This is a genomic window from Kribbella sp. NPDC049227 (assembly GCF_043197265.1).
Taxonomy (GTDB): Bacteria; Actinomycetota; Actinomycetes; order Propionibacteriales; family Kribbellaceae; genus Kribbella.
This window is the reverse complement of sequence record NZ_JBICST010000006.1, coordinates 103,334-125,387: the sequence shown is the minus strand read 5'-3', so window position 1 is coordinate 125,387 and position 22,054 is coordinate 103,334. Positions and strand designations below refer to the sequence as shown.

Genomic DNA, 22,054 nt, shown 5'->3' with positions numbered 1-22,054 from the left:
TGTATGTGGATTTTGATATGCCGACGAAATGCTAACGACGGGTAACCTGTGGCCGGGTGACGACAGGCACGCACCACCAGCGGTACGACGCCAGCGCGGCCAGCCCGGCGCCGGCGGTGTTGAGCAGTACGTCGTCCACCGAGGACACCCGGTCCAGCCGCAGGACGAACTGCGCGACCTCGACCAGGACCGAGCAACCCGCCGCGAGCGCCAGGATCCGCGGAACCGACGCCAGCGCGGCGAACCGCAGGGGGACGAAGAACCCCAGCGCCGCGAACACCAGCAGATTGCCGACAACCTGAGGCGTCGACATCGTGAGCAGGTCCCGCAGCGGTACCAGGCTCACCCGGCCGGGGACCTCACCTGCGCGGCTGCCTGGCAGCAGGATCATCCACACCCACGGCACCGTCCCGTAGACGATGCCGACCTCCGCGAGCGAGGTGCGCCACGGCCGCGTGGCGCCAGTGGCTGTCCGCCGACGTGCCAGCGCCCACACCACCAGCGCGGCCAACGGCAGGAAGGCCACGGTCAGCAAGGCCACGCCAGTGAACGTATCGAACCAGCGGTGCCACCCGTTGATGATCACGCGACCCCCACTTTCCGTCAGGCCATGGAATCTAGTCGTCCGCGCCGCCTGATGGACTCGCGCCGCCGCATGTAGAGGTCGAAGGCCCGGTAGACCATCGGCCGCAACGGCAGGTCCCACTCCCCGACGTACCTCACGGCCTGTCCGCCGGTGCCGACCTTGAACTGGATCAGCCCGACATGCGGGTCGTCGGCGTCGAGGGTGGGGGTGATGCCGCGCAGATTGTAGACAACGCAGCCGGCCGCCACCGCGTCGCGGATCATTGCCCACTGGCAGGCGTTCGATCCGCGCACCTCACGCTTCTCGGTGGAGGAGGCGCCATACGCGTACCAAGCCTGGGCGCCGACGCGGACCATGATGGTGGCGGCGACCAGGTCGCCCCGGTGGCGGGCCTCGTAGAGCCTGATCCGCTCGGGATCCTCCGCACACATCGCCGCGACCATCGTCTCGAAGTAGCGCAGCGGCCGGGGCGTGAAGTGGTCGCGCTGAGCGGTGTGGACGTACAGGTCGTGAAACGCCTTCAGATCCTCGCCGACCGCGACCTCGACGACTGTGACCTCGACGCCCTCCTTGGCTGCCCTCTTGACGTTGCGTCGCCACAGCTGGTTCATGCCCCTGAGCAGGTCGTCCTCGGTCCTACCAGCCAGCGGAAGCTCGAAGTTGTACTGCGGATGCCCGGCGCCGAACCCGTCCTCCGGACTTTGCGGCAACCAGCCGGCGTCCCGCAGCTGGCTGGTCACCCGCGCACCGACCGGGTCGACGCGCTGGCTCGGCAGGTCGGTGAGTCGCTCGATGGCCGGATCAGCGATGCCCTCCTTGACCTGGGCAGCACACCAGGTGTCCGTGCGTACCGGCGGACCGAGCCGGATCGCGAACGCGCCGCGCGCCCTGAGGTACGCCGCCAGCGGGTCGAGCCACGCGTCGATCTCGCCGGTCCAGTCGATCACCGGCCCCTCGGGCACGTAGGCCAGCGTGTAGCGCTCGAGCCGCGGCACGGGGCGGTGAAGGACGAGCCCGGCGCCGACCAGCCGCCGGCCGTCGTACCAGCCGAGAGACTCGCTGCGCCACTCGGTCTTGACGCTCCCCCAGGCCGGGGTCTGCAGGAAACTGACCGACCGCTGTGCCTGCACGAAGGCCAAGTGCTCGGCGGCGCCGATTGGCTGGACAGTCAGGGTCACTGCTGCATCCTGGGGTCGTGCGTAGGGTCGGCGTACCTGGGTGGACAACCGTGATCGACGGCCTCAGGCCGCAGTTCGTAGTGCCACGGTTCGTTGTCGTAGATCTGGCACAGCCCGTACGACGCGCCGTGCTTGGACAGCCACGCGGTCGCGTCTGAGCGCCCGATGTCGATCGCCTGCCCCAACACATGGGGCGACGTGTCTGGGGTCGCTACCCACCGGGCCGCTTCCTCCCTCGAGCCGTACTTCGCGACCACCTCACTGAGCAGTTGCTCCTGGTACGCCGGGGAACGCCAGCCACTGTTGACGAAGAACTCGACCCCGTCGTCCGCGGCATCCGTCGCGGCCTGACGCAGCGCCCGGAGCAGCTCCGGGTCGAGGTTGGCCACACCGGGAATCTCGTCGTCGAACACCTTGACTCCGGCAGGGACGAAGCCATCGGCCAGTGCACCGTGGCGAGCCTCGCTGGGCGATGCCACCGGGAATGAGGACGTCGCCAGCGACTGGTGGATGAAGACGCCGACAAGCGCCACATTGGCGACGACGAACGCCGCGCGGACGGTCAGTTTGGTACGGCGGCCCGCTGCCTGTGCCGGTTCGCTGGCTGACATGCGTTCCAGTCAAGGCAGCGTGCTGTTGCCGGCGCGTATCCGGTTTTGGATACGCCGACGATATGGCCCAGCTCGTACCATCAAGAGTGTGCGCGTGCTGATCGTCGAGGACGAACCCGAGATGGCCGACGCCGTCCGCGATGGCCTCCGCCTGGAAGCGATCGCGGCCGACATCGCCGGTGACGGTGACACGGCGCTCGAACTGCTGAGCATCAACAGCTACGACATCGCCGTACTCGACCGCGACATCCCTGGCCCATCGGGCGACGAGATCGCCAAGCGGATCGTTGCCTCCGGCAGCGGTATGCCGATCCTCATGCTGACCGCCGCCGACCGGCTCGACGACAAGGCCTCCGGGTTCGAACTCGGCGCCGACGACTACCTCACCAAGCCCTTCGCGCTCCAGGAACTCGTACTCCGGCTCCGAGCGCTCTACCGCAGGCGCGCCCACAACAGACCACCCGTGCGGGAGATCGCCGGTCTCCGGGTGGATCCGTTCCGGCGCGAGGTCTACCGTGACGGCCGGTACGTCGCGCTCACCCGCAAGCAGTTCGCCGTACTCGAGGTCCTCGTCACTGCCGAAGGCGGCATCGTCAGCGCCGAAGCACTCCTGGCGCAGGCGTGGGACGAGAACGCGGATCCGTTCACCAACGCCGTACGCATCACTGTCTCCGCCCTGCGTAAACGCCTCGGCGAGCCCTGGATCATCGCGACCGTGCCAGGCGTCGGCTACCGCATCGACACGGGAGACGAGGGTGGATAGAGAGCCTGGCTGGAGCGTTCGCCTCAAGCTCACCCTCAGCTACGCGGGGTTCGTGATGCTTGTCGGTGTCTCGCTGCTCGCGGTCGTGTGGGTGTTCCTGCTGCGTTACGTACCGGTGCAGCTCTCCCCCTCGCCCATGACTCTGCCCGACCGCTCGGACCTCATGGCCGCCTTCCTCCCGAAGGCCATCATGATGCTGATGTTCCTGCTTGTCGCCGGCCTGGTCGGAGGCTGGATTCTCGCCGGCAGCATGCTCGCGCCGCTGACTCGCATCACCAATGCCACCCGGCAGGCGACGAACGGATCGCTCTCGCACCGGATCATGCTGGAAGGCCGCAAGGACGAGTTCCGCGAACTCGCCGACGCCTTCGACACCATGCTCGCCCGGCTCGAGGCACACGACGCCGAACAGAAGCGATTCGCGGCCAACGCCTCCCACGAACTGCGCACTCCACTGGCGATCACGCAGACCCTTCTCGACGTGGCCCGCAACGATCTGAACGGCGACAACCGAGCCTTGGTCGATCGCCTCCACGCCGTCAACACCAGGGCGATCGACCTCACCGAAGCCTTGCTTGTGCTCAGCCGCGCCGACCAGCGGTCCTTCACCCGGGAACACGTCGACCTCTCCCTGCTGGCCGAAGAAGCCACGGAGACGCTCCTCGCACTCGCCGAGAAGCAGGGCCTCACCATCGAGACGTCAGGCACCATCACGCCCACCATCGGCTCACACGCGCTGCTGCTGCAGCTGACCACCAACCTCGTGCACAACGCGATCGTCCACAATCTGCCCGACCACGGCACGGTCTGGGTCACGACCAGCGCCCGCCCCAGGACCGTACTGCTCACGGTCGAGAACACCGGCGAGAGGCTCACCCCACAGCTGGTGTCCACGCTCGCTGAGCCGTTCCAGCGCGGCACCCAACGCATCCGCACCGACCACGCAGGCGTCGGTCTCGGCTTGGCCATCGCCAGAAGCATCACCCAAGCCCACGACGGAACCCTCACCCTCACCCCCCGCCCCACCGGCGGCCTCCGGGTAACGGTCGAACTACCCGCCGCACCACGCGCCGGCGTCTGATGATCAGGGGACGCGCCCGGCGCGTCCCCTGATCGAAAGGCCTCACTCAGGCCTTGGCCTTGCGCGCCCTCGGCTTGCGAGGAGCGGGATGCGAACCGTTGCCGTTGCCGTTGATGTTGCCCTCGGTCTCGGGCTCGGCCGCGAACGGGATGAACGGCATGGTCAGCGGCAGCGCCGCCAGCCGCATCAGCAGCAGGACGTTGTCGTCACCGGCGGTCTTGTTGAGCCGGAGGCGGCCACAGTTGGTGCACCGGTGGATGAGGACCCAACGGCCCTCGCCGCGGACCGTGACCGCGATCGGTTCCATACCGCCGCTGCAGTCGGCCTTGCGATCACCCGGCACGTTGCGGTCGAGATGGCGCGACCACAGACAACTCGGGCAATGATTTCGATGGGTGGTTCCGGGGGCGTCGAGAGAAACCTCTACGCCGCAGTGTTCACAGCTGAACGAACGTGCGAATGCCAAACCAAGGACCTTTCAGAGCGAAGCTGCTGGACAGGACAGACATCGGCTTCCCTCCTCCCGGTCCGCGCCGGCTCGTCCGGCGCACGTGCCCACAGCAGATCAGCCCCCATCCCCCACCGTCAATCGATTAACGACCGCTCTCCGGAGGCGGGCCGTCCACTTCTCGGGCCCACAGCGAGTCGATGATGCGGTCGACGCCCCGGGCGAGGTGGCGGCGGTAGGTGGTGAACGGCAGGCCGAGCACCTCCGCGGCCCGTTCCTGAGTGCCGGCGGGCCGGAGGAAAGTACGGTCTATCGCCCGGAAAGGCCTGTCGTCACGGGGGTCGGCCCGGAGTGACTCAGCGGCCTCCAGGACGAGAGCACGGAGCGTGTCGGCGGATGAGTCACCGTGGTCGCGGACCAGCCTCGAGCACAGGAGCGGATTGCCCGCGAGCCGGTCCGGCCGGTGCAGAGACCGCAGGGCGGCACGGACCGCGTCGGCGAAGTCGGGCTGGGAGAGCACCAGTTCCGGGTCGGCGCCGGTCGGCGGTCCTGCGGGGGCGCCGATCTCCCGATCGGACATCAGCTCCAGCCAGGCCGCGGGGTCCAGCCGCCGGAAGTCGTGGGCGTACACGGCGTAGTGATGGGTGCCGATGTCGTACTCCGCCTCATGGGCCCGGTGGTAGTCGATGTAGGCGAAGAAGGGCTCCCAGAAGGCTGCGTCCTCGTAACACGCGATGAAGTCCCACGACAGGCGCGGCGTCGTGAGGATGTGCTGGATGTGCCGCGCGGTGATCACATTGTTCGACGCCGACGGCCTCTGATAGGCCTCTCGATCCATGAAGAACCTGGCCGCGTAAACGGTCTCGCCCGGCCGCGGCGGGCCGTGTCGCTGTGCGTACTGCCACATCGCGGCGGCGCCGGGGTCAGCAGCGAGGCCGGACTCACCGGCCTGCTCCAGGCTGATCTCCCCGCCGTAGCCGATCGGGTCGCCGGCGCCGGCCCGGAAGGCGACGAACTTCGCCGCAGGATGGTCCATCCAGTGCGCCACCAACCCGGCCTGCTCAGCTCCCTGGTGCCGCCTGGTCATCGCCAGGACCGGAGCCCGGTCGTCGTCGCGGAGCTCGTCCGGGAAGGCCTGGCCGAACGACTCCCAGTCCCAAAAGCTCCTCATCAACGGGTTGTTGCGGTGGAGGAAGATGATGTCGGCGGTCCAGCGGTGCTGTTCCAGTCCCGTGGTACGGCGTGCCCGCTCCACGAGGTGCCGACGTACCCGCCGGTGCAGGTCGGCGTACGAGGCGCGGTCTCGCCAGCGCAGATCCGCGTCGAGGACGTCCCGCGCCACGTCGTGCGGGAACACGCCGTACGGGTCCTCCTCGATGAACGACAGCCCACGCAGCCAGCCGAACAGCTCATGCGCGTCGTCGCCGCCGAGCGCCGTACGCAGCAGATCCTCCGTGGTGAACCGGGCATGCGCGCAGGCCTCCAGCGCTTCGCGGTGCCGTGGGCTGGGGACCCACTCGACGAAGTGTTCGAGCAGCACCCGCACCACGTCCGGCGTCTCCTGCAGGGACAGGCCCGGCGCAAGGGCACCTCGGTGCTGCTCGACGACATCGACCAGCAGCGACAGTGCGAGCGGATGACCGTGCGTCATCTCCAGCACCCGTCCATGCAAATCCTCCGGCACGCCCGCGGCGTGCAGGTAGGCGCGTGCGTCGTCGGGGCGCAGGTTGCGCAGGGCAACCACTCGCAACAGCTCACTCCAGCCGTGATCGCTGGCCCACTGCGGGGAAGGCGGCGTCCGCCCGGCGGCCACGACCAGGGCGTCCGCGGGAAGGGCCGGCAGGAACTCCTCGCGCAGCCAGTTGTCCAGCGGCAGCAACTGCTCGTAGGTGTCGATGAAGAGGATCGGGCGAGGGTGCGCAGCGAGGCTCTCCAGTGGTGCGGTCCGGTCCGGTAGGCCGAGGGCCGCGCCAAGTGCGGCGTAGAACCCGGGCGGCGACGGCTCGATCGTCCGGGCGTCCAGACGCACCGCCGTGGCACCTGCCTCCTCGGCGGCCTCGGCGAGAGCGCCGAGCAAGGTGGTCTTCCCGATTCCACCCGGCCCGTGCACGAACAGCACGGTGAAGCCGGACTCCACCGACGTCACCGCGGTACGGAACAACTCGAGCTCACCCGTCCGCCCGACGAACCGCCGGCGCCGCGCCTGCCGAAGCCGATCCGCGACCGTGGCCGCACCGGCCTGCGCCGTCGGTGTGGACTCGTCACGGCTCGTCATGCGCCACCCCCTTCGGCACTCCGAGCATCCTCGCGCGCCGCGCCTCAGTCCAACCTGCCCCCCGCCCGGTCAGCGGTCAAGACGGATGAACAGCCCGTACGGCGTTCGGACAGTGATTGGACAGCGATTGGTCTGGCGGATGAGCAGCCGGCGGCCGCACGCTTCCGGCACTGATACAGCTCCGGAGGTGTGAGATGGCGGAAATCCTCGTACTGGGCGCCGGCCTGAACGGCCTGGTCACCGCGATGCTCCTGGCCCACGACGGCCACAGCGTGACGATCCTGGAACGGGACCAAGCCGCCCCCGGCGACGATGCCGGCACCCTCTGGGACCAGTGGCAACGGCCGGGAGTCAACCAGTTCCGCCAGCTGCATTTCATGTTGCCCCGCTGGCGGACGCTGATGCAGCACGAGCTGCCGGACGTCCTCGACCAGGTGATCGCCTCGGGCGGCTGCCGGCTGAACGTGTTCGGTGAGCTGCCGGTCGACCTGACCGGTGGCCGGCGCGACAGCGACGACAGATTCGACACAGTGACGGCCCGGCGTCCGATCCTCGAGGCAGCGGCCGCTGCGGTCGCAGAGCGGACCCACGGTGTTTCGATCCGCCGCGGCGTCACGGTCCGCGGATTGGTCACCGGCCGTGGCCCGGTCGCCGCGGCGCCCCACGTGACCGGAGTTGTGATCGACGGCGGCGCCGTACTCCGTGCCGACCTCGTCGTCGACACGACCGGGCGGCGGTCGCCGATCGGCGACATGGTCGAGTCCGCCGGTGGCCGCCGTCCCCACGAGGAGCGCGAGGACTCAGGATTCGTGTACTACGCGCGCCACTTCCGTTCGGCAGACGGATCCCGCCCCGCGGCCCTGGGCACACTCCTCCAGCACTTCGACAGCCTGTCGGTCCTGACCCTTCCCGGCGACAACGGCACCTGGGGCGTCGGATTCATCACCTCCGCGCGAGACAAGCACCTGCGCGGGCTGCGCGACGCCTCCGCCTGGCACGCGGCGCTGAGGCTGTATCCGACCGCCGCCCACTGGGGCGAGGCGGAACCGATCACGGACGTACAGGTGATCGCCGGCATCGAAGACCGGTATCACCGGTTCGTCGTCGATGGCGAACCGGTGGTCACCGGGCTCGTAGCGGTCGGCGACTCCTGGGCCTGCACGAACCCCTCGCTCGGTCGCGGCGCGTCGATCGGGATGCTGCACGCCTGCGCACTGCGCGATCTGCTCCGCGACGTCAACCCGGACCAGCCGGAGAAGCTGGTACGCCGGTTCGACGAGATCACCGAGAGCACGGTCGCTCCGCTGTACCGGATGACGCTGGCCTTCGACCGGCACCGGCTGAACGAGCTCGCCGCCGATGCGGCCGGCGAAACCTACCAAACGTCCGACGCCAGTTGGGCGATGAGCAAAGCGTTGTACGCGGCCGCCCGGCATGATCCCGACGTACTGCGTGCGTACGCGTCCGTCATGTCGATGCTGAGTACTCCCCAGGAGGCACTGGCAGCGCCTGGCTTGGTCGGCAAGGTCCTCACGCTCGGCGCCAACGCGCCGCAGTACCCGACCCCTGGTCCCAACCGCGCAGAGCTCCTCTCCACGATCGCGGCCGCCTCCAACTGAACCCGGAAAGGAGTTCGCCATGCGCTTGGACATCAACGGAACAGTCCTCGAGGTCGAGGACCTCGGCGACGGCGAGCCCGTCCTCCTGCTGCACGGCTGGCCCGACAGCCACGAGGTCTGGCGCCACCAGATCACCGCGCTCGGCACGACCGGCTACCGAACCATCGCCCCCGACCTTCGCGGATTCGGCCAGTCCGACAAACGCGGCACCGTCGCGAGCTACGGAATGATTCAGATGGTCAGCGACCTGATCGGTCTCCTTGACGCCGTCGGCGTGCCCCAGGCCCATGTCGTGGGCCACGACTGGGGCGGTGCGATCGGCGCGGTGCTCGCCGCCCTGTCGCCCGAACGGGTCGCCAGCCTGACCTGCCTGTCGGTCGGGCATCCGGCGGCGTTCGCGGCCGCAGGCTGGGAACAACGCGAGAAATCGTGGTACATGCTGCTGTTCCAGTTCCCCGGCGTCGCTGAACGCTGGCTCGCGGCCGACGACTTCGCGAACCTGCGCGCGTGGAGCCGGCACCCGGACATCGAGTCCGTCATCGCACACCTGCGCGACCCCGCGGCCCTGACGGCCAGCCTCGGGGTGTACCGGGCGATCCTGCCGCCGGAGTCACTGATCCGGCCTCCGACGGACCTCCCGCCCATTCAGGCACCGACGATGGGGATCTGGAGCACCGAAGATCTCGCCATCACCGAACAGGCGCTGACCGGCACCGCAGCTTTCGTCGACGCCCCGTGGCGGTACGAGCGGATCAACGGCATCGGCCACTGGCCCCAGCTCGACGCGCCCGACCACGTGAACACCCTGCTCCTCAGCTTCCTGACCACCCTCCCCACGTACGCCTGATCCGGCCGGATGTGCGGGAGAAAGTCGCGCAGGCTGCCTCACATGTTCTCGGCGCCTGCCTTGATGGCCTCGCGGATCCGGGAGTAGGTGCCGCACCGGCAGATGTTGCGCAGCTCGTCGAGGTCCGCATCGGTGATCTCGCGGCCTTCCGCCTGGGCCTGCTTGACCTTGGCCACGGCCGCCATGATCTGACCGGGCTGGCAGTAGCCGCACTGGGAGACGTCGTGGTCGAGCCAGGCCTGCTGCATCGGGTGCAGGTCTTTGCCTACGGTCGCCGGCAGGCCTTCGATCGTCGTGATCTCGTCAGCCGGCTCGATGTCCTTGACCTGCACCGAGCACGGGTTGAAGGCCTTGCCGTTGATGTGAGAGGTGCACGACTTGCAGACCTCCAGCGCGCACCCGTACTTCGGGCCGGTGACGCCGAGCAGGTCGCGGAGAACCCACAGCAGACGAACGTTGCCCTCGGCCTCGACGCTGATCTGCTTGCCGTTGAGTGTAAAAGTGTGGGTTGCCATGGATTCCTCAGAACGTGTGGTCGAGACCGTCGGTCGGTGACTGCGGGGTGGACGGCTCCAGCGGCAGCGGTTCGAAGCCCAGCTTGCCGTGGTTGATCGGGAAGTACGTCGGCATCGTCCCGGTGGCGCGAGCGTAGGCACACGCGACCGCGGCGAAGGCCGGGGCCACCGCCAGCTCACCGGCACCGCTGGGACTGTCGTTGGTGTTGGGCATGATGACCACCTGTACGTCCGGCGGTGTGTTCCACTGCCGGGTGTAGAAGTAGTTGTCCCAGCTGCCTTCGAGCGGCATGCCGTTCTTGATGTGCAGACTCGAGGTCAGCGCGAGTGCGATGGCGTCCTGCAGGCCACCGATCATCTGGGCTTCCAGCCCGCGCGGGTTGATGCAGAAGCCGGGATCGACCACGATCACGGCCTTGGTCACGCGCGGGCCGCTCACGCCGTCCCGAATGGGTCTGTTCACCGTTTCCGGGCGGCAGTCGATCTCGACCAGGGTCGCGACCGCACCGCGGTACTCCGCGTGCACCGCGACACCCTGTGCCGTGCCCTTCGGCATGGTCTTGCCCCATCGGCCGACCTCGGCCGCCTTGTTCAGCACCGCCAGCAGTCGCTTGTCCTTGAGGAAGTTGCGACGGAACCGCACCGGGTCCTGGCCGAACTTCGCGGCGAGCCGGTCGACCACGAGCTCCTCGGCGCACACGACGTTCGGCGAGTAGATGTTGCGCATGCTGCCGGTGTTGAACTTCAGCGGGATCTCGTTGAGCAACTGCGTGGTGACACCGAAGTTGTACGGCGAGGACTGGCTGAGCGCGAAGATCGTCTCCGCGAACGAGAGGTTGCCACCGACCGGCAGGTCCGCGGCGAACGCGGTGATCATCTCTCCGAGCCCGTGACCGAAGTCCGTCTCCACACTGGTGTGCCGCTGCTCGTAGCTGAGCACGTTGCCGGCCAGGTAGTTGACCCGGACGCGCGACGTACACATCGGGTGGACGCGCCCCTGGCGGAAGTTGTCCGTGCGCGACCACGACAGCTTCACCGGCTTGCCCATCTTCTGGGAGATCTCCGCCGCCTCGGCCGCCACATCATGGAACAGGTGCCGGCCGAACGAGCCACCGCCCTGGATGACGTGCACCTTCACCGCGTCGATCGGCAGGCCGAGCCGTTTGGCGATGTCCTCCTGGGCGACGATCGGTACCTTGAGACTGGCCCAGATCTCGGCGCTGTCCGGGGTGACGTCGGCGATCGCACAGTCCGGTTCCAGCGGGCTGTTGCTGGCGAAGGCGAAGACGAACTCGGCGTCGATCGTGTTCGACAACAGCGGCGGCACGGCCATCGGCAACTGGGCCGCACGCAGCTTCGCCAACACTGTCGCGTCGGACTCGCCGTCCACAGTTCCCGGGCCCCAGGTCGCGTCGACCACCTGGATGGCGTCGATGCATTGGCCGAACGTCTCGCCCCGGATCGCCACACCGTGGGTGATGGCGACGACGTCCGTGATCCCGGGCATCGCGCGGATCGCGGCGAGATTGTTGACCGACTTCACGGTGCCGTTGATCGTCGGCGGCCGGGCCACCATGGTCGGCTTCGCGTTCGGGATCTGCAGATCCGTCCCGAACTGCTTGCGGCCGGTGACGATGTCGTGAGCGTCGACCCGGTTGTGCGGCCGCCCGAGAATGCTGAACTCGGACTGGGGCTTGAGCTCGGCGGACACCTTTATCGTCCGGGAACTGGCGGCGGCCCGGGCCAACGATCCGTACGTCGCCGTACGCCCGCTCGGTCCACTGACCACACCCTTGCGAGTCGTCACCTTGCCGGCCGACACGCCCCAGTGCGCAGCGGCCGTCTCCACCAGGCGTTGCCGAGTGATCGCAGCCGCTGTGCGCACCGGGAGGTACATGCTGCGCATCGAGTTCGAGCCGCCGGTCAGCTGATTCATCAGCAACTCCGGCCGCGCGTCCGCGAGCCCGATGGTGATCTTGTCCATCGGCAGGTCAAGTTCCTCGGCGACGATCATCGCGATCGCCGTGGTCATGCCCTGGCCGACCTCTGCCCTGGGTACGGCGAAGTACGCGGTGCCGTCGGTCTTCAGTTCAACCGAGATCAGGCCTGAGGTGGGCGCGGCCGCGAGGTTCTGCAGATCGCCGAGGTCGAAGATCTCCTCGGGCTGCGGCAGTGAGGGAACCGCCGCATCCGCCGGCCGGGGATCGGCCGAGCCGGCGATCCAGCTGACACCGACCGCCAGGGTCGGTGCGGCGAGAACGTACCCGAGAACGCGACGGCGCCCCAGCAGGCCACGCTCGCCGGCCGGCTGTTGTGCTGACTCTTCCGGCGACCGACGGTGTTCGGCCATGAGGATTCCTCCGTGGTTCGACCAGTGCAGGGAACGCAGTCTGACAGCGCAGAAGGCGCCGCGGCATGGCCAGAACGCCTACGTTTGGCCCGGCCGGACTGTGCACAACGCACAGCCCGGTCTTCAGCCGCCCTGAGGCGGAAACAGCCTGACGGCCCGGATCGCCAGGCCGAGATCCAGGTGGGAGGCGGCGTCGGTGAGGTCCCGACCGGTGATCTGATGGATCCGGTGGAGGCGATTGATCACCGTGTTGCGGTGGCAGTACGCCAACTCGGCCGTGCGCCGGACCGAACCGCCGGCGGCGACCCACCGCTCGAGGGTGTCGAGCAGTAGCTCACGTTCGGCTGCCGGCACCTCCATGAGCGGCACCAGCCACGTCTGGACGAGTTGCTCGGCCAACTCCGGTGCGCTGAGCAGCAATGCCTCCGGAAGCCGCTCGGTCAGCGACGCGACTCCAGTCTCGCCGCTCGGCAGGGTTCGCCGGGCCAGCGTCGCCTGACGGTACGCGACGTCCACATCGGCAAGTCCCGAGACGACGCCTGACATGCCCGCGGGCGCCCGTACGGCGTCGCGCAGCGATCGGAGTACGGCGTCCTGGGACTCCGCGCCCAAGGCAAGCAACCCGACGACCGTGTGCGTTCGCACCTGCCAGGCCGAGCCGACGTGGACGCCGGCCAACCGCCGTCTGAGCGACGCCACCGTGCACTCGTCGTCGACCAGGTTGTCGATCGCCACCACGGCGTACGGGCCGTTCACTGGTACGTCGAGGACTGTCGCGGCCTCCTGGACGAACGCCCGGTCCTTCGCCCGGCCGTGCAGCAGGCCTTCCCAGAGCGTCGATCTGCGTCGCTCGTCGGCGCGGACGAGTTGGCGTTCCGCGCTGTGATAGGCGGCCGCGACCTGCGACGACGTACTGTCGACCACCTCCCAGACCTTGCTCGCGATATCCAGCAGGGCATCGGAGTCGACCACGCCCTGCGCCCGGGCCTCGTCGATCAGCGCCTCCCACACCAGCCGACCACCGAGGCGGAACGATCGCAGTACGTCGTCCAGCGGCATCCGCTGCTCGGCCCGGCGCCGTCCCGTCTCCCGCGCCGCATCGAAGTACTCGTCGGCTGCGGACCCGTCGATCCTGCGGTCCGTGTCGGCGATCATCTGCACGACCCGGGCGACGTTGTCATGACATGACCGCCACAGATCATCCGGCGGAACCGCATCCATCTCGCGATAGGCAGGGTTCTGCTCGTAGATGGTCTGCACGAGCGCGTCGGTCACCGGCCGCAGGTGCAGCAGCAGGCTCCCGGCCAGCGCCTCCGCGGTCCGCGGCACCACCGTCCGCCCGACGTCCCGCCGTACCACCTCACTCATAGTCGGCACAGCATCGCACACCGTCGCCACGCGGCACAGTCCTGGCGGAGTTCGCCGGACTACTCGGTGATACCGTATAGTGGTACTCGGTGCTACGGAGTACTGGGAGGATCCGCGATGGACGACCTGACGGAGATGCTGAAGGGCACACTCGAGGGCTGCGTGCTCGAAATCATCGGCCGGGAGGAGACCTACGGGTACGCCATCACGCGCCGGCTGAACGAGCTCGGCTTCGCCGACGTCGTCGAGGGGACCGTCTACACCATCTTGCTGCGACTGGAGAAGAACGGGCTCGTTCAGGTGACGAAACGACCATCCGAGCTGGGGCCGCCGCGGAAGTTCTATGCGCTCGGCGACGCGGGGCGCGAGGAACTGCGGAGGTTCTGGGCGAAATGGGAGTACCTCTCATCCCGGATCGACAAACTCAAGGAGGGCGGACGATGAACTTGTGGGAACGCATGACAGGCAGCGATCTCACCAGGGAGTACAAGGCGTTCGAAGCCCGGGCCGCGGCCTTGCCGGCCGACTACCGGGCGGCGTGGGACCAGATCAAGGCTCACCTGTTTCCCTACGGGAGCTTCACGGGCCGCAATCTGATGCCGATCATGGACGGCGCACTCGGGCTGCTCGAGGAGACGGCGGCGGATGGGCAGAGCGTTCACGACGTACTGGGCGACGACGTCCAGGGCTTCTGCGCGGCGCTGGCCGGCGGAGAAGGGGCGCGGAGCTATCGCGACCGGTGGCGCGAGCAGTTGAACCGGAACGTCGCAAGGAAACTGGGCCAGCTAGGAGGCTGACGTGGGCATCCAAGACATCATCGAGGGCAAGAAGCAGTGGCGAGCGCACATGGCGCGAGTCAAGGCGCTTCCGCCGGACTATCAGATCGTCTACAAGGAGATGCAGAAGTACTTCTTCAAGATCGGACCGGTCGAGTTGACCGAGGGGAACCTCCTCGCAGAGATCGTCGACTTCTTCGAGGAGGGCGTCGCGGCCGGCAAGGGAGTCCTGGAGCTCATCGGCAACGACGTCGCGGCCTTCTGCGACGACCTGGTCAAGGACTCGCGCACCTACGCCGACATCTATCAAGAGTCCCTCAGCGGAAAACCCTCCGCGGCCGACGACTAGAACCGACCGGCAGGCTGGGTTCAGTTGGCTGCGTCGAAGGCGTCGATGACGGCCTTGGGGATTCGCCCGCGGTCGGATACCTGGTAGCCGTTGGCTCGTGCCCATTCCTTGACGGTGCGGGGATCGGCCGCGATCCGGGTCCGGACCGGGCGTCGGCGGGACGGCTTGATCAGGCGACCGGCTTCGACGTACGGCCGGAGTACCTTGCGAAGGGCGGTGGCGTTCTTCGCGGCCAGGTCGATCTCGTACGTAATGCCGTCGAGGCAGAAGGTGACGGTTTCGCCCTTTCCAACCGGGAGTTCCGCGCCGCTGAGGTCGTCGGTGAGCCGGACTACGATGCGCTGCGCCATCTCGCTCCTCCAAGTGAGTCCGACCCAACCGTACAACACCGTTGCAGGTGGCAACTATCCTGCCGCGCGGTCATCGGCGCGCAGTTCCTCAGGAGGCGTGATCGCCCCGCGCAATCTCAGCGAACAGCTCAGGAGTGATGCCGTGGACGAGCGGGTCGGCATGTCGATGCACGAGCCGCCAGCCAGTCTCATCGCGACGGAAGACCAGCGTGATGCGCAGCGACCAGTCCTGTGGCGGCAGGTCGCCCACTGTCCCGACCTGTCGCTCGACGGCCACCAGGACAGCCAGGTCGCCGGATGTGTAGGTCTTGAAGACCTCGAGCTCTACCTGTCCACCTCGAAAGTTCCGCGCCGTCCAGTCGACGGCATCGTCCGAGCCGTCGAATCCGGACCGGGCATCACCCCCGATAGGCGGTAGCAGGGTGTAGTCCCCCGCATGCCTGGCGATGGCCGCGTAGCCGCGAAGATCCCCGTCCATGTACAACTGCGCAGCTTCCGCCCACCGCCCAACCAACGCGTCAACGTCCTGCTCAGTGATCCCCATATCCGCCTCCGTCCTCAACAACCACGACCCCATTGAACCGCCTCGGACGTCTCCTGCATTAGTTCGCACTGAGGCGCTTTACTGGGCGTCGGTGAGGATGTTGCGGGCCATCGTTAGGCGGTGCTCGCGGCGGGTGGGCATGGTGTGCCAGTAGTAGGTGAAGGTACCGAGTGCGATGCCGAGTGCCCATGCTCGGCCGCGGAGCCACTCGGCGTCTCCCGCACCGAGCCGCTGGCGAAAGATCTCCCGCGCAGGTTGGTCGAAGAGTTCCCAGGCGCCGTGGAGATCGATTGTCGGGTCACCGATCCCGACTCCGAAGTCGAGCACCGCGGACAGTCGACCATTGGTGAGCAGCAGGTTCTCAGCGACCAGATCGCCGTGATACCAGCAGTCCGGTCCCACCTCGTACGCTCCCGGCAGCTGGAGCGCGTCCTCCCAGACTGCGAGGGCAAGATCAAGGTCAAGGTCGAAGCCGACGATCGACCGGCATTGCTCGATGTTGGTCCGGGTCCAGTCGTCGATCCCCGCCAGTGCCTCGCCGCGATATCCACGCAAGGCCGGATCCTGTGCTGCCGCGTCCGACATCGGTGCGCCGCGGAGCGCGATGATCAACTCCGCAAGGTCGACGGCCAACTGCGCCCGTTGCTGATTCGGGGGCTCGTCCGGGCCGCACGCCGCCGGATGCTCGCCGGGGAGCCATCCGACGATTGACCACCGTTCGCTATAGCCGTGGGCCGGTCGGCCGAGCGCGAGGATCTGGGGCACTCTGACTGGCAGCCGCGGGGCGAACTCGGCGGCCCAATGCTGTTCCTTTTCGATCGCCGCGCCGTTCCCGGGCTGTCTCGGGAGGCGGACCAGCAGGCGGTCTCCCAACCGGAACAGCGCATTGGTTGAACCCGAGGCGCCAAGCCGGCGCAGCGGCAGCCCGGCGTACTGCGGGAACTCGGTATCGACGAGTTTGCGGACCAGGCCGAGGTCGATCGGAATCTCGTCGTCGTGCAGAACAGTCACGTTGGCACGCAACAGCAACGCGGCCAGAGTGTCCAGCCAATTGAGCAGGATCTGGCGAGTGCACCACCCTGGCGTCCGCGGGCGGACGCGGAGTAAGAGTAGGGAGGTGTCAACGACAGGGAGCACCATGCGGATCGGTGAGATCGACATCCACCCGGTCACCGACGGCGTTTTCAGGGCTTCGCCCGCGTACTTCGGGGACCACGTGCGCGCCGACGGCCACGAGGATCTCTTCACCCGCCATGGCATGGCCTGGCTGCCGATCGGCTGCTTCCTCGTGCGAACCAAGGACCGGACGGTTCTCGTCGACGCGGGCATGGGACCCGATATCGCCGACGCCAGTCCGCGGCGGCTGCTCATCGGCGGGCAGTTGCCGTTAGGGCTCCGTGCCGTCGGCGTCAGCCCGTCGCAGGTCACCGACGTCATCTGCACTCATCTGCATTCCGACCACTGCGGCTGGCTCTTCGACCTCGACGCCGCGCCGACGTTCCCCAACGCGTCCATCTGGATCGGCGCGGGCGACTGGCATCACTTCGTACAGGACCCGGCGCACGCGATGCGCGACCACATCCGGCACGGCCTCCGGATCGCGGCGGATCGCGGCGACCGCCTGCGCCTGGTCGATCGCGACACCACGGTCGCACCAGGCATCACCCTGACCATGACGCCCGGCCATACGCCCGGTCACCTTTGCGTCATCGTCTCCTCCGGAACGAGTCGCGCGCTGCTGCTCGGCGACGCCATCATCTGCCCGGTCCAGCTGGACGAGCCGACCTGGCGGTCCATGGGCGACGTCGATCCCGAACTCGCCCAGCAGGTTCGCGAGCGCCTGTTCCGTGAACTGGAGGACGGCAACACCCTGGGCGCCGGCGCCCACTTCCCCGAACTCCAGTTCGGCCGAGTTCTGGCCGGCCAAGGCCGACGCTGGCTCACCTGAGCTCCCTCGACTCGGCAAACACCACTTTCCGCTGGTGCCGTGCTGTGATCGCAGCCCACCATGGGACATGGACCGGAGTCTGGTGCACGAGGAGTTGGAGCGGGCACGCCACGAGTTCCACGAGCTCGTCGAGCATGCCGGCGACGCAGCCCTGCGCAGGCGATCCAACGGGACGCGTTGGAGCAACCGGCAATTGTTGTTTCACATGCTGCTCGGCTACCTGATCATCAGGGCTTTGCTCCGGTTGGTGCGGGTGTTCGGGCGCCTGCCGCGCGGTGCCAGCCGGGGGTACGCGCGACTGCTGAACGCGGGGACCAAACCGTTCGACGTGGTGAACTTCCTCGGTTCGTACGCCGGGGGCAACACACTCAGCCCCCATCGCATGGTCGTGATGTTCGACCACGTCATCGAGAAGCTGCATCGGCGGTTGGACGCGGAGAGCGAAGCGGATCTGACGCGAGGGATGTACTACCCGACGCGCTGGGATCCGTTCTTCAAGGAGTACATGACGCTGGGCGATGTCTACCACTTCCCGACCCAACACTTCGACTTTCACCGGCGGCAGCTCACGCTGTACTGAGGTCAGCAGCAGATCCTCAGGTAGTCCTGGAGGCCGGACGCAGCTGCGGCAGTGCGTCCACGATCGGCCGGTGGAGGGGTGTCCGGGTCTGGCCACCGTGGTGGTCAGACCCGGAGCGTGTCGTCAGTTGCAGCAGCCGGACTGCGTGGTCGGCTTGGCATCGATGACGGTCAGCAGACCGCCACTGATTCCGGTTGCGAGTCCACGGCTGACTGGCGCTTCGATGCTGACCGCCTGCGGCGCTGGACCGCAGCAGCCGCCCGCGGCCTCGTCGTCGGAGTCGCCGTACGCGAGGTTCGACGAGCACACCCCCGTCTCGGGCAGGTTGAGCTGGACGTCGCGCGCGGCGTCCCAGTCGCCGGCCAGCGCGGCGACAACCGAGCGGGCCTGCTCGTAGCCGGTCGCGAGCAGGAACGTCGGCGCCCGGCCGTAGGACTTCGCACCGACCGCGTAGTACCCCGGCTCCGGATGCGTCAGCTCGTCGACGCCGTGCGGCGGGACTGTCCCGCAGGAATGCCGGTTCGGGTCGATCAGCGGCGCCAACGCCCGGGTCGAGCCCAGGATCGGGTCCAGATCGAGCCGCAGCTCACCGACCATGTCGTGATCCGGCCGGAACCCGGTCGAGTTCACCACTGTGTCCACCACGACCTGCTCGTCCCCGGAGGTCAGTACCACCCGGCCATCCGTCGCACGAGCCAGCGACTCGGTGCGGAAGCTGCTCACCAGCTTCACCCGGCCCGACTGCACCAGCTTCTTGAGGCGTGCGCCTAGCGCACCCCGCGCGGGGAGCTCGTCAGCCGCTCCCCCGCCGTACGTCCGCGCCTGGTCCGTGCCCCGAACCACCCAGATGACCTCGGTACCCGGCTCGTGTTCGGCCAGCTCACCGAGCTCGAGCAGAGTCGTCGCCGCCGAGTGACCCGCGCCGACGACCGCAGTACGACGACCCGCGAAGCGTTCCCGGTCGCGACCGAACACATCCGGCAGCGAAGGCGAGATCACATCGGCGACCTCGGTCTCGCCACGCGCCGGGATGCCCGATCCGCCGAGAACGTTCGGGCGGCGCCAGGTCCCGGCCGCGTCGATCACAGCGGACGCCAGGACTTCCTGACCGTCTGCCAGGCGCACCAGGAACGGCGCGGTCTCGCGGCCGGCTGTGCGGATGCGGTCGTACCCGACTCTGGTCACTGCGATCACCTGAGCGCCGTACCGGATCCTGTCCGCGAGCTGCGGTGTCTTCGCCAGCGGCGCCAGGTACTCGTCGATCAGGTCGCCCCCGGTCGGCAGCAGGTCCAGGTCGGGCTCGATCCAGTCGCTCTCCTCCAGCAGCCGGCGCGCGGCCCCGTCGATGTCGTAGCGCCAAGGGCTGAACAGCTTCACGTGCCGCCATTCGTCGATCGCCGCGGCAACGCTCGGCCCCGATTCGAGCACCAGGAACTCGAGTCCGCGTTCGGCCAGGTGCGCCGCTGCGGCCAGTCCCACCGGGCCTGCTCCGATGACTACCACCGGCTCTGTCACGATCATCCTCCGTGCTGTCTAGACGTTCATCTAATCACGAAGCTTGCCTCTTGATTCGACAAGAGTCAAGATAGATCCATGTCGAATCAGGAACTGCCCGTGCTGAACGCCTGCTGCGCGCCGATCTCGGAGGTAGCGCTCGATCCGGCGCAGGCCGTCGACGGCGCGGCGGCGTTCAAGGCACTGGCAGACCCGATCCGGCTGCGGCTGATGTCGATCATCGCCTCCGCGGGCGACGAGATCTGCGTCTGCGACATCACCCCGAACTTCGACGTCAGCGGCCCGACGATCTCGCACCACCTGAAGGTGCTCCGCGAAGCCGGCCTCGTCGACTGCGAACGCCGCGGAACCTGGGTCTACTACTGGCCGCTGCCCGAGCGCCTGACCTGGCTCTCCAACCTGCTGTCGGTGGCTACTCCCGCCACCGCTGGAAGCCCCAGCTAGGCCTGCAGTTCACCGACGAGCTTCTCGACGCGGCCGCGGATCTCGTCGCGGACGCGGCGTACGACGTCGATCGGCTGCCCGGCCGGGTCGGTGAGCTCCCAGTCCTCGTACCGCTTGCCGGGAAAGACCGGGCAGGCGTCACCGCAGCCCATCGTGACGATGACATCGCTGCTCTGTGCGGTCTCGTACTCGAGCTTCTGCGGGACCGCGCCCGTGATGTCGATGCCCACCTCGCGCATCGCCTCGACGGCGACCGGGTTGATCTGATCCTTCGGTTCCGACCCGGCCGAGCGGACCTCGACCGAGTCGCCCGCCAGCTGCCGCAACCAGCCCGCGGCCATCTGCGACCGGCCGGCGTTGTGGACACAGACAAACAGCACACTTGGCTTGCTCACTCGAAAGCTCCAGTCCTCGCAGTGGTGTCGATCTGAGGGGTCACGCCTTGGTCCGCCGCTCGCCCGGCGCTCGGATACAGCAAGGCCAGCAGACCCACCCCGACCGCGGCTCCGGCAACCTGAGCGACCAAGAAGCCCGGCAAGGACCCCGGCGCGATGCCGGCGAAGGTGTCGCTGAACGTTCGCCCGATCGTGGCCGCCGGATTGGCGAACGACGTCGACGAGGTGAACCAGTACGCCGACCCGATGTACGCACCCACCGCGGCCGGCGCCAACGCGGACCGGCCTGACGCGGCGAGCGCGAAGATCAGCACGATCAGCCCGGCCGTCGCGACGACCTCACCGAGCCACAGATGTCCGGAGCTGCGATCCGTCGTCGACCAGGACACCGCGGCTTCGCCGTACATCAGATTCGCGAGTACGGCGCCGAGCACCGCGCCGACGACCTGCGCCGGGACGTAGGCACTCAGGTCACGCGACGTCAGACCGCTGCCGCCGCGTCGGCCGAGCCACCAGTCGACGGCCGAGACCACCGGGTTGAAGTGCGCACCGGACACCGGGCCGAGCATCAGGATGAGTACGGCGAGCCCGAGCGCCGTCGCGAACGCGTTCTCGAGGAGTTGCAGTCCGACGTCGCTCGGCGACAGCTTCGCCGCCGCGATCCCTGATCCGATGACGACGCTGACCAGGAGTCCTGTTCCGATGCCCTCGGCAACTGTCCGTCGCCACAGCGGAGTCTTGCTCACCGGATGCTCACAGCAGGTACGGCGATATCGGTCATGATCGCGTCCTCTTCGCCTGATCGGGTGGAACCAATGGCGCCAGTCGATCGATCCGGCCGGCGATCTCGTCGTACGCAGCCTCGAACGCCGCGTCCGTGTCCGCCGGGGCCGGATCCGGAACCGACCAGTGCACCTGCGGCCGGGCCTCGGCCGGCAGCTGCTCGTACGCGACATCGCACACCGCGATCACCAGATCCTTCGGTTTCACAACGTCGGCGATCTGAGCTGGGCGCCACCGGCCCGGGTGAAGCCCACGCCGCCGCGCAACCTTCACCGCCCGGGGATGCACCCGCTCCGCTGGCCGCGTTCCCGCCGACACCGCCGGCACCTGACTACGCCGCGCCCAGATCGCCGCCGCCAACTGCGACCGCGCCGAGTTGTGCATACACACGAACACCACCCGCGGCACGCCGGTCAGTGAAGGGCCCTGCAGCATCGCCAACGTCTGCGGCACCAACCGCACGTACGTCCGACGATGATCGCCTTCGGACCTGTCCCTCACCACCAACCCGGCAGCCTGCAAGACCTTCAAGTGATGCGCCACCAGGTTCGTCGGCATCTCGAGCAGAGCCCCCAACTCCCCCGGCGCCGCGTCCCCCACCGCCAACGCGTCGACGATCGCCAACCGCGCCGCATCCCCGAGCGCCGCATGCACCCGCGCCCGCTCGACCAGAGAACTCCGCTCAATGCCCATTGCCTCAATAATCGCTGAGCTATTGTCCGACGTCAA

General features: G+C 68.0%; 25 protein-coding genes. 10 read left to right on the top strand and 15 right to left on the bottom strand.

Translation table 11 applies throughout. The features are described 5' to 3' along the window. Window positions 1-31 precede the first annotated feature (31 nt). From ACGFH6_RS26580 to ACGFH6_RS26570, 3 genes are all read right to left on the bottom strand, one after another. The gene (locus tag ACGFH6_RS26580) at window positions 32-541 is read right to left on the bottom strand and encodes a VanZ family protein (RefSeq protein WP_393389058.1); all 510 of its coding nucleotides are present in this window, start codon (window positions 539-541) and stop codon (window positions 32-34) included. 62 nt (window positions 542-603) lie between these two features. After that, complete coding sequence (locus tag ACGFH6_RS26575) at window positions 604-1,764, bottom strand: lipid II:glycine glycyltransferase FemX (protein ID WP_393389056.1); 1,161 nt, start codon at window positions 1,762-1,764, stop codon at window positions 604-606. Next, window positions 1,761-2,375 (bottom strand): M15 family metallopeptidase, encoded by a 615-nt coding sequence (locus tag ACGFH6_RS26570; protein ID WP_393389053.1) that lies wholly within the window; start codon window positions 2,373-2,375, stop codon window positions 1,761-1,763. The genes ACGFH6_RS26575 and ACGFH6_RS26570 overlap by 4 nt, the downstream gene beginning before the upstream one ends. Window positions 2,376-2,463: 88 nt before the next feature. Here ACGFH6_RS26570 and ACGFH6_RS26565 point away from each other — a divergent pair, with 88 nt between their 5' ends. Both ACGFH6_RS26565 and ACGFH6_RS26560 read left to right on the top strand, forming a co-directional pair. After that, complete coding sequence (locus ACGFH6_RS26565; RefSeq protein WP_393389050.1) at window positions 2,464-3,138, top strand: response regulator transcription factor; 675 nt, start codon at window positions 2,464-2,466, stop codon at window positions 3,136-3,138. Next, window positions 3,131-4,219 carry a sensor histidine kinase gene (locus tag ACGFH6_RS26560; RefSeq protein ID WP_393389049.1) on the top strand — a complete coding sequence of 363 codons (1,089 nt, stop codon included), beginning with the start codon at window positions 3,131-3,133 and terminating at the stop codon, window positions 4,217-4,219. The genes ACGFH6_RS26565 and ACGFH6_RS26560 overlap by 8 nt, the downstream gene beginning before the upstream one ends. 46 nt (window positions 4,220-4,265) lie before the next feature. On the opposite strand, the gene ACGFH6_RS26555 is transcribed toward ACGFH6_RS26560, so the two are convergent. Next, a complete protein-coding gene (locus ACGFH6_RS26555; protein WP_393389047.1) occupies window positions 4,266-4,685 on the bottom strand; it encodes an RNHCP domain-containing protein in 420 nt (139 codons plus the stop codon). A 127-nt stretch (window positions 4,686-4,812) separates the two neighbouring features. Continuing rightward, a complete protein-coding gene (locus tag ACGFH6_RS26550; RefSeq protein ID WP_393389045.1) occupies window positions 4,813-6,942 on the bottom strand; it encodes an AAA family ATPase in 2,130 nt (709 codons plus the stop codon). A gap of 194 nt (window positions 6,943-7,136) precedes the next feature. Here ACGFH6_RS26550 and ACGFH6_RS26545 point away from each other — a divergent pair, with 194 nt between their 5' ends. Both ACGFH6_RS26545 and ACGFH6_RS26540 read left to right on the top strand, forming a co-directional pair. Next, window positions 7,137-8,561 carry an FAD-dependent oxidoreductase gene (locus tag ACGFH6_RS26545; RefSeq protein ID WP_393389042.1) on the top strand — a complete coding sequence of 475 codons (1,425 nt, stop codon included), beginning with the start codon at window positions 7,137-7,139 and terminating at the stop codon, window positions 8,559-8,561. Window positions 8,562-8,580: 19 nt separating this feature from the next. Next, window positions 8,581-9,408, top strand: coding sequence for an alpha/beta fold hydrolase (locus ACGFH6_RS26540; RefSeq protein ID WP_393389039.1), 828 nt, complete (start codon window positions 8,581-8,583; stop codon window positions 9,406-9,408). A 38-nt stretch (window positions 9,409-9,446) separates the two neighbouring features. Here ACGFH6_RS26540 and ACGFH6_RS26535 read toward each other — a convergent pair whose 3' ends face one another. The 3 genes from ACGFH6_RS26535 to ACGFH6_RS26525 form a co-directional block, all read right to left on the bottom strand. Then, the gene (locus tag ACGFH6_RS26535) at window positions 9,447-9,923 is read right to left on the bottom strand and encodes a (2Fe-2S)-binding protein (RefSeq protein ID WP_393389037.1); all 477 of its coding nucleotides are present in this window, start codon (window positions 9,921-9,923) and stop codon (window positions 9,447-9,449) included. Between the two features lie 7 nt (window positions 9,924-9,930). Beyond that, window positions 9,931-12,273 (bottom strand): molybdopterin cofactor-binding domain-containing protein, encoded by a 2,343-nt coding sequence (locus ACGFH6_RS26530; protein ID WP_393389034.1) that lies wholly within the window; start codon window positions 12,271-12,273, stop codon window positions 9,931-9,933. A gap of 123 nt (window positions 12,274-12,396) precedes the next feature. Continuing rightward, complete coding sequence (locus ACGFH6_RS26525; protein ID WP_393389032.1) at window positions 12,397-13,641, bottom strand: PucR family transcriptional regulator; 1,245 nt, start codon at window positions 13,639-13,641, stop codon at window positions 12,397-12,399. Between the two features lie 117 nt (window positions 13,642-13,758). Here ACGFH6_RS26525 and ACGFH6_RS26520 point away from each other — a divergent pair, with 117 nt between their 5' ends. The 3 genes from ACGFH6_RS26520 to ACGFH6_RS26510 are packed head-to-tail and all read left to right on the top strand — an operon-like array spanning window position 13,759 to window position 14,766. After that, entirely contained in the window at window positions 13,759-14,085 is a 327-nt protein-coding gene (locus ACGFH6_RS26520; protein ID WP_393389029.1) for a PadR family transcriptional regulator, read from the top strand. Beyond that, the gene (locus ACGFH6_RS26515; RefSeq protein ID WP_393389023.1) at window positions 14,082-14,438 is read left to right on the top strand and encodes a DUF1048 domain-containing protein; all 357 of its coding nucleotides are present in this window, start codon (window positions 14,082-14,084) and stop codon (window positions 14,436-14,438) included. Before ACGFH6_RS26520 ends, ACGFH6_RS26515 begins: the two co-directional genes overlap by 4 nt. Before the next feature lies 1 nt (window position 14,439). Then, on the top strand, window positions 14,440-14,766 hold the full coding sequence (locus ACGFH6_RS26510) for a DUF1048 domain-containing protein (RefSeq protein WP_393389020.1): 327 nt from the start codon (window positions 14,440-14,442) through the stop codon (window positions 14,764-14,766). A 20-nt stretch (window positions 14,767-14,786) separates the two neighbouring features. On the opposite strand, the gene ACGFH6_RS26505 is transcribed toward ACGFH6_RS26510, so the two are convergent. The 3 genes from ACGFH6_RS26505 to ACGFH6_RS26495 form a co-directional block, all read right to left on the bottom strand. Further along, window positions 14,787-15,116 carry an Lsr2 family protein gene (locus ACGFH6_RS26505; protein ID WP_393389018.1) on the bottom strand — a complete coding sequence of 110 codons (330 nt, stop codon included), beginning with the start codon at window positions 15,114-15,116 and terminating at the stop codon, window positions 14,787-14,789. An 88-nt stretch (window positions 15,117-15,204) separates the two neighbouring features. Further along, the gene (locus ACGFH6_RS26500; protein ID WP_393389015.1) at window positions 15,205-15,660 is read right to left on the bottom strand and encodes a YybH family protein; all 456 of its coding nucleotides are present in this window, start codon (window positions 15,658-15,660) and stop codon (window positions 15,205-15,207) included. Between the two features lie 78 nt (window positions 15,661-15,738). Further along, window positions 15,739-16,671, bottom strand: a complete 933-nt coding sequence (locus ACGFH6_RS26495) for an aminoglycoside phosphotransferase family protein (RefSeq protein WP_393389012.1) — start codon at window positions 16,669-16,671, stop codon at window positions 15,739-15,741. Between the two features lie 106 nt (window positions 16,672-16,777). Between ACGFH6_RS26495 and ACGFH6_RS26490 the strand changes: the two genes are divergently transcribed. Together ACGFH6_RS26490 and ACGFH6_RS26485 are read left to right on the top strand one after the other, a co-directional pair. Next, window positions 16,778-17,608, top strand: coding sequence for an MBL fold metallo-hydrolase (locus ACGFH6_RS26490; protein ID WP_393389009.1), 831 nt, complete (start codon window positions 16,778-16,780; stop codon window positions 17,606-17,608). 67 nt (window positions 17,609-17,675) lie between these two features. Then, window positions 17,676-18,188, top strand: a complete 513-nt coding sequence (locus tag ACGFH6_RS26485; RefSeq protein WP_393389007.1) for a DinB family protein — start codon at window positions 17,676-17,678, stop codon at window positions 18,186-18,188. A 123-nt stretch (window positions 18,189-18,311) separates the two neighbouring features. On the opposite strand, the gene ACGFH6_RS26480 is transcribed toward ACGFH6_RS26485, so the two are convergent. Then, entirely contained in the window at window positions 18,312-19,709 is a 1,398-nt protein-coding gene (locus ACGFH6_RS26480; RefSeq protein ID WP_393389005.1) for an FAD-dependent oxidoreductase, read from the bottom strand. Between the two features lie 72 nt (window positions 19,710-19,781). On the opposite strand from ACGFH6_RS26480, the gene ACGFH6_RS26475 reads away from it, so the two are divergent. Beyond that, window positions 19,782-20,147 carry a metalloregulator ArsR/SmtB family transcription factor gene (locus tag ACGFH6_RS26475; RefSeq protein WP_393389002.1) on the top strand — a complete coding sequence of 122 codons (366 nt, stop codon included), beginning with the start codon at window positions 19,782-19,784 and terminating at the stop codon, window positions 20,145-20,147. Here the strand turns inward: ACGFH6_RS26475 and ACGFH6_RS26470 are convergent. From ACGFH6_RS26470 to ACGFH6_RS26460, 3 genes are read right to left on the bottom strand one after another with little or no spacing between them, the layout of a single operon-like run. Beyond that, window positions 20,144-20,542, bottom strand: coding sequence for an arsenate reductase ArsC (locus ACGFH6_RS26470; protein ID WP_393388999.1), 399 nt, complete (start codon window positions 20,540-20,542; stop codon window positions 20,144-20,146). The genes ACGFH6_RS26475 and ACGFH6_RS26470 overlap by 4 nt on opposite strands. Then, a complete protein-coding gene (locus tag ACGFH6_RS26465; RefSeq protein ID WP_393388996.1) occupies window positions 20,539-21,288 on the bottom strand; it encodes an aquaporin in 750 nt (249 codons plus the stop codon). Before ACGFH6_RS26465 ends, ACGFH6_RS26470 begins: the two co-directional genes overlap by 4 nt. A 31-nt stretch (window positions 21,289-21,319) precedes the next feature. Continuing rightward, on the bottom strand, window positions 21,320-22,018 hold the full coding sequence (locus ACGFH6_RS26460; RefSeq protein WP_393388993.1) for an ArsR family transcriptional regulator: 699 nt from the start codon (window positions 22,016-22,018) through the stop codon (window positions 21,320-21,322). Window positions 22,019-22,054 lie beyond the last annotated feature (36 nt).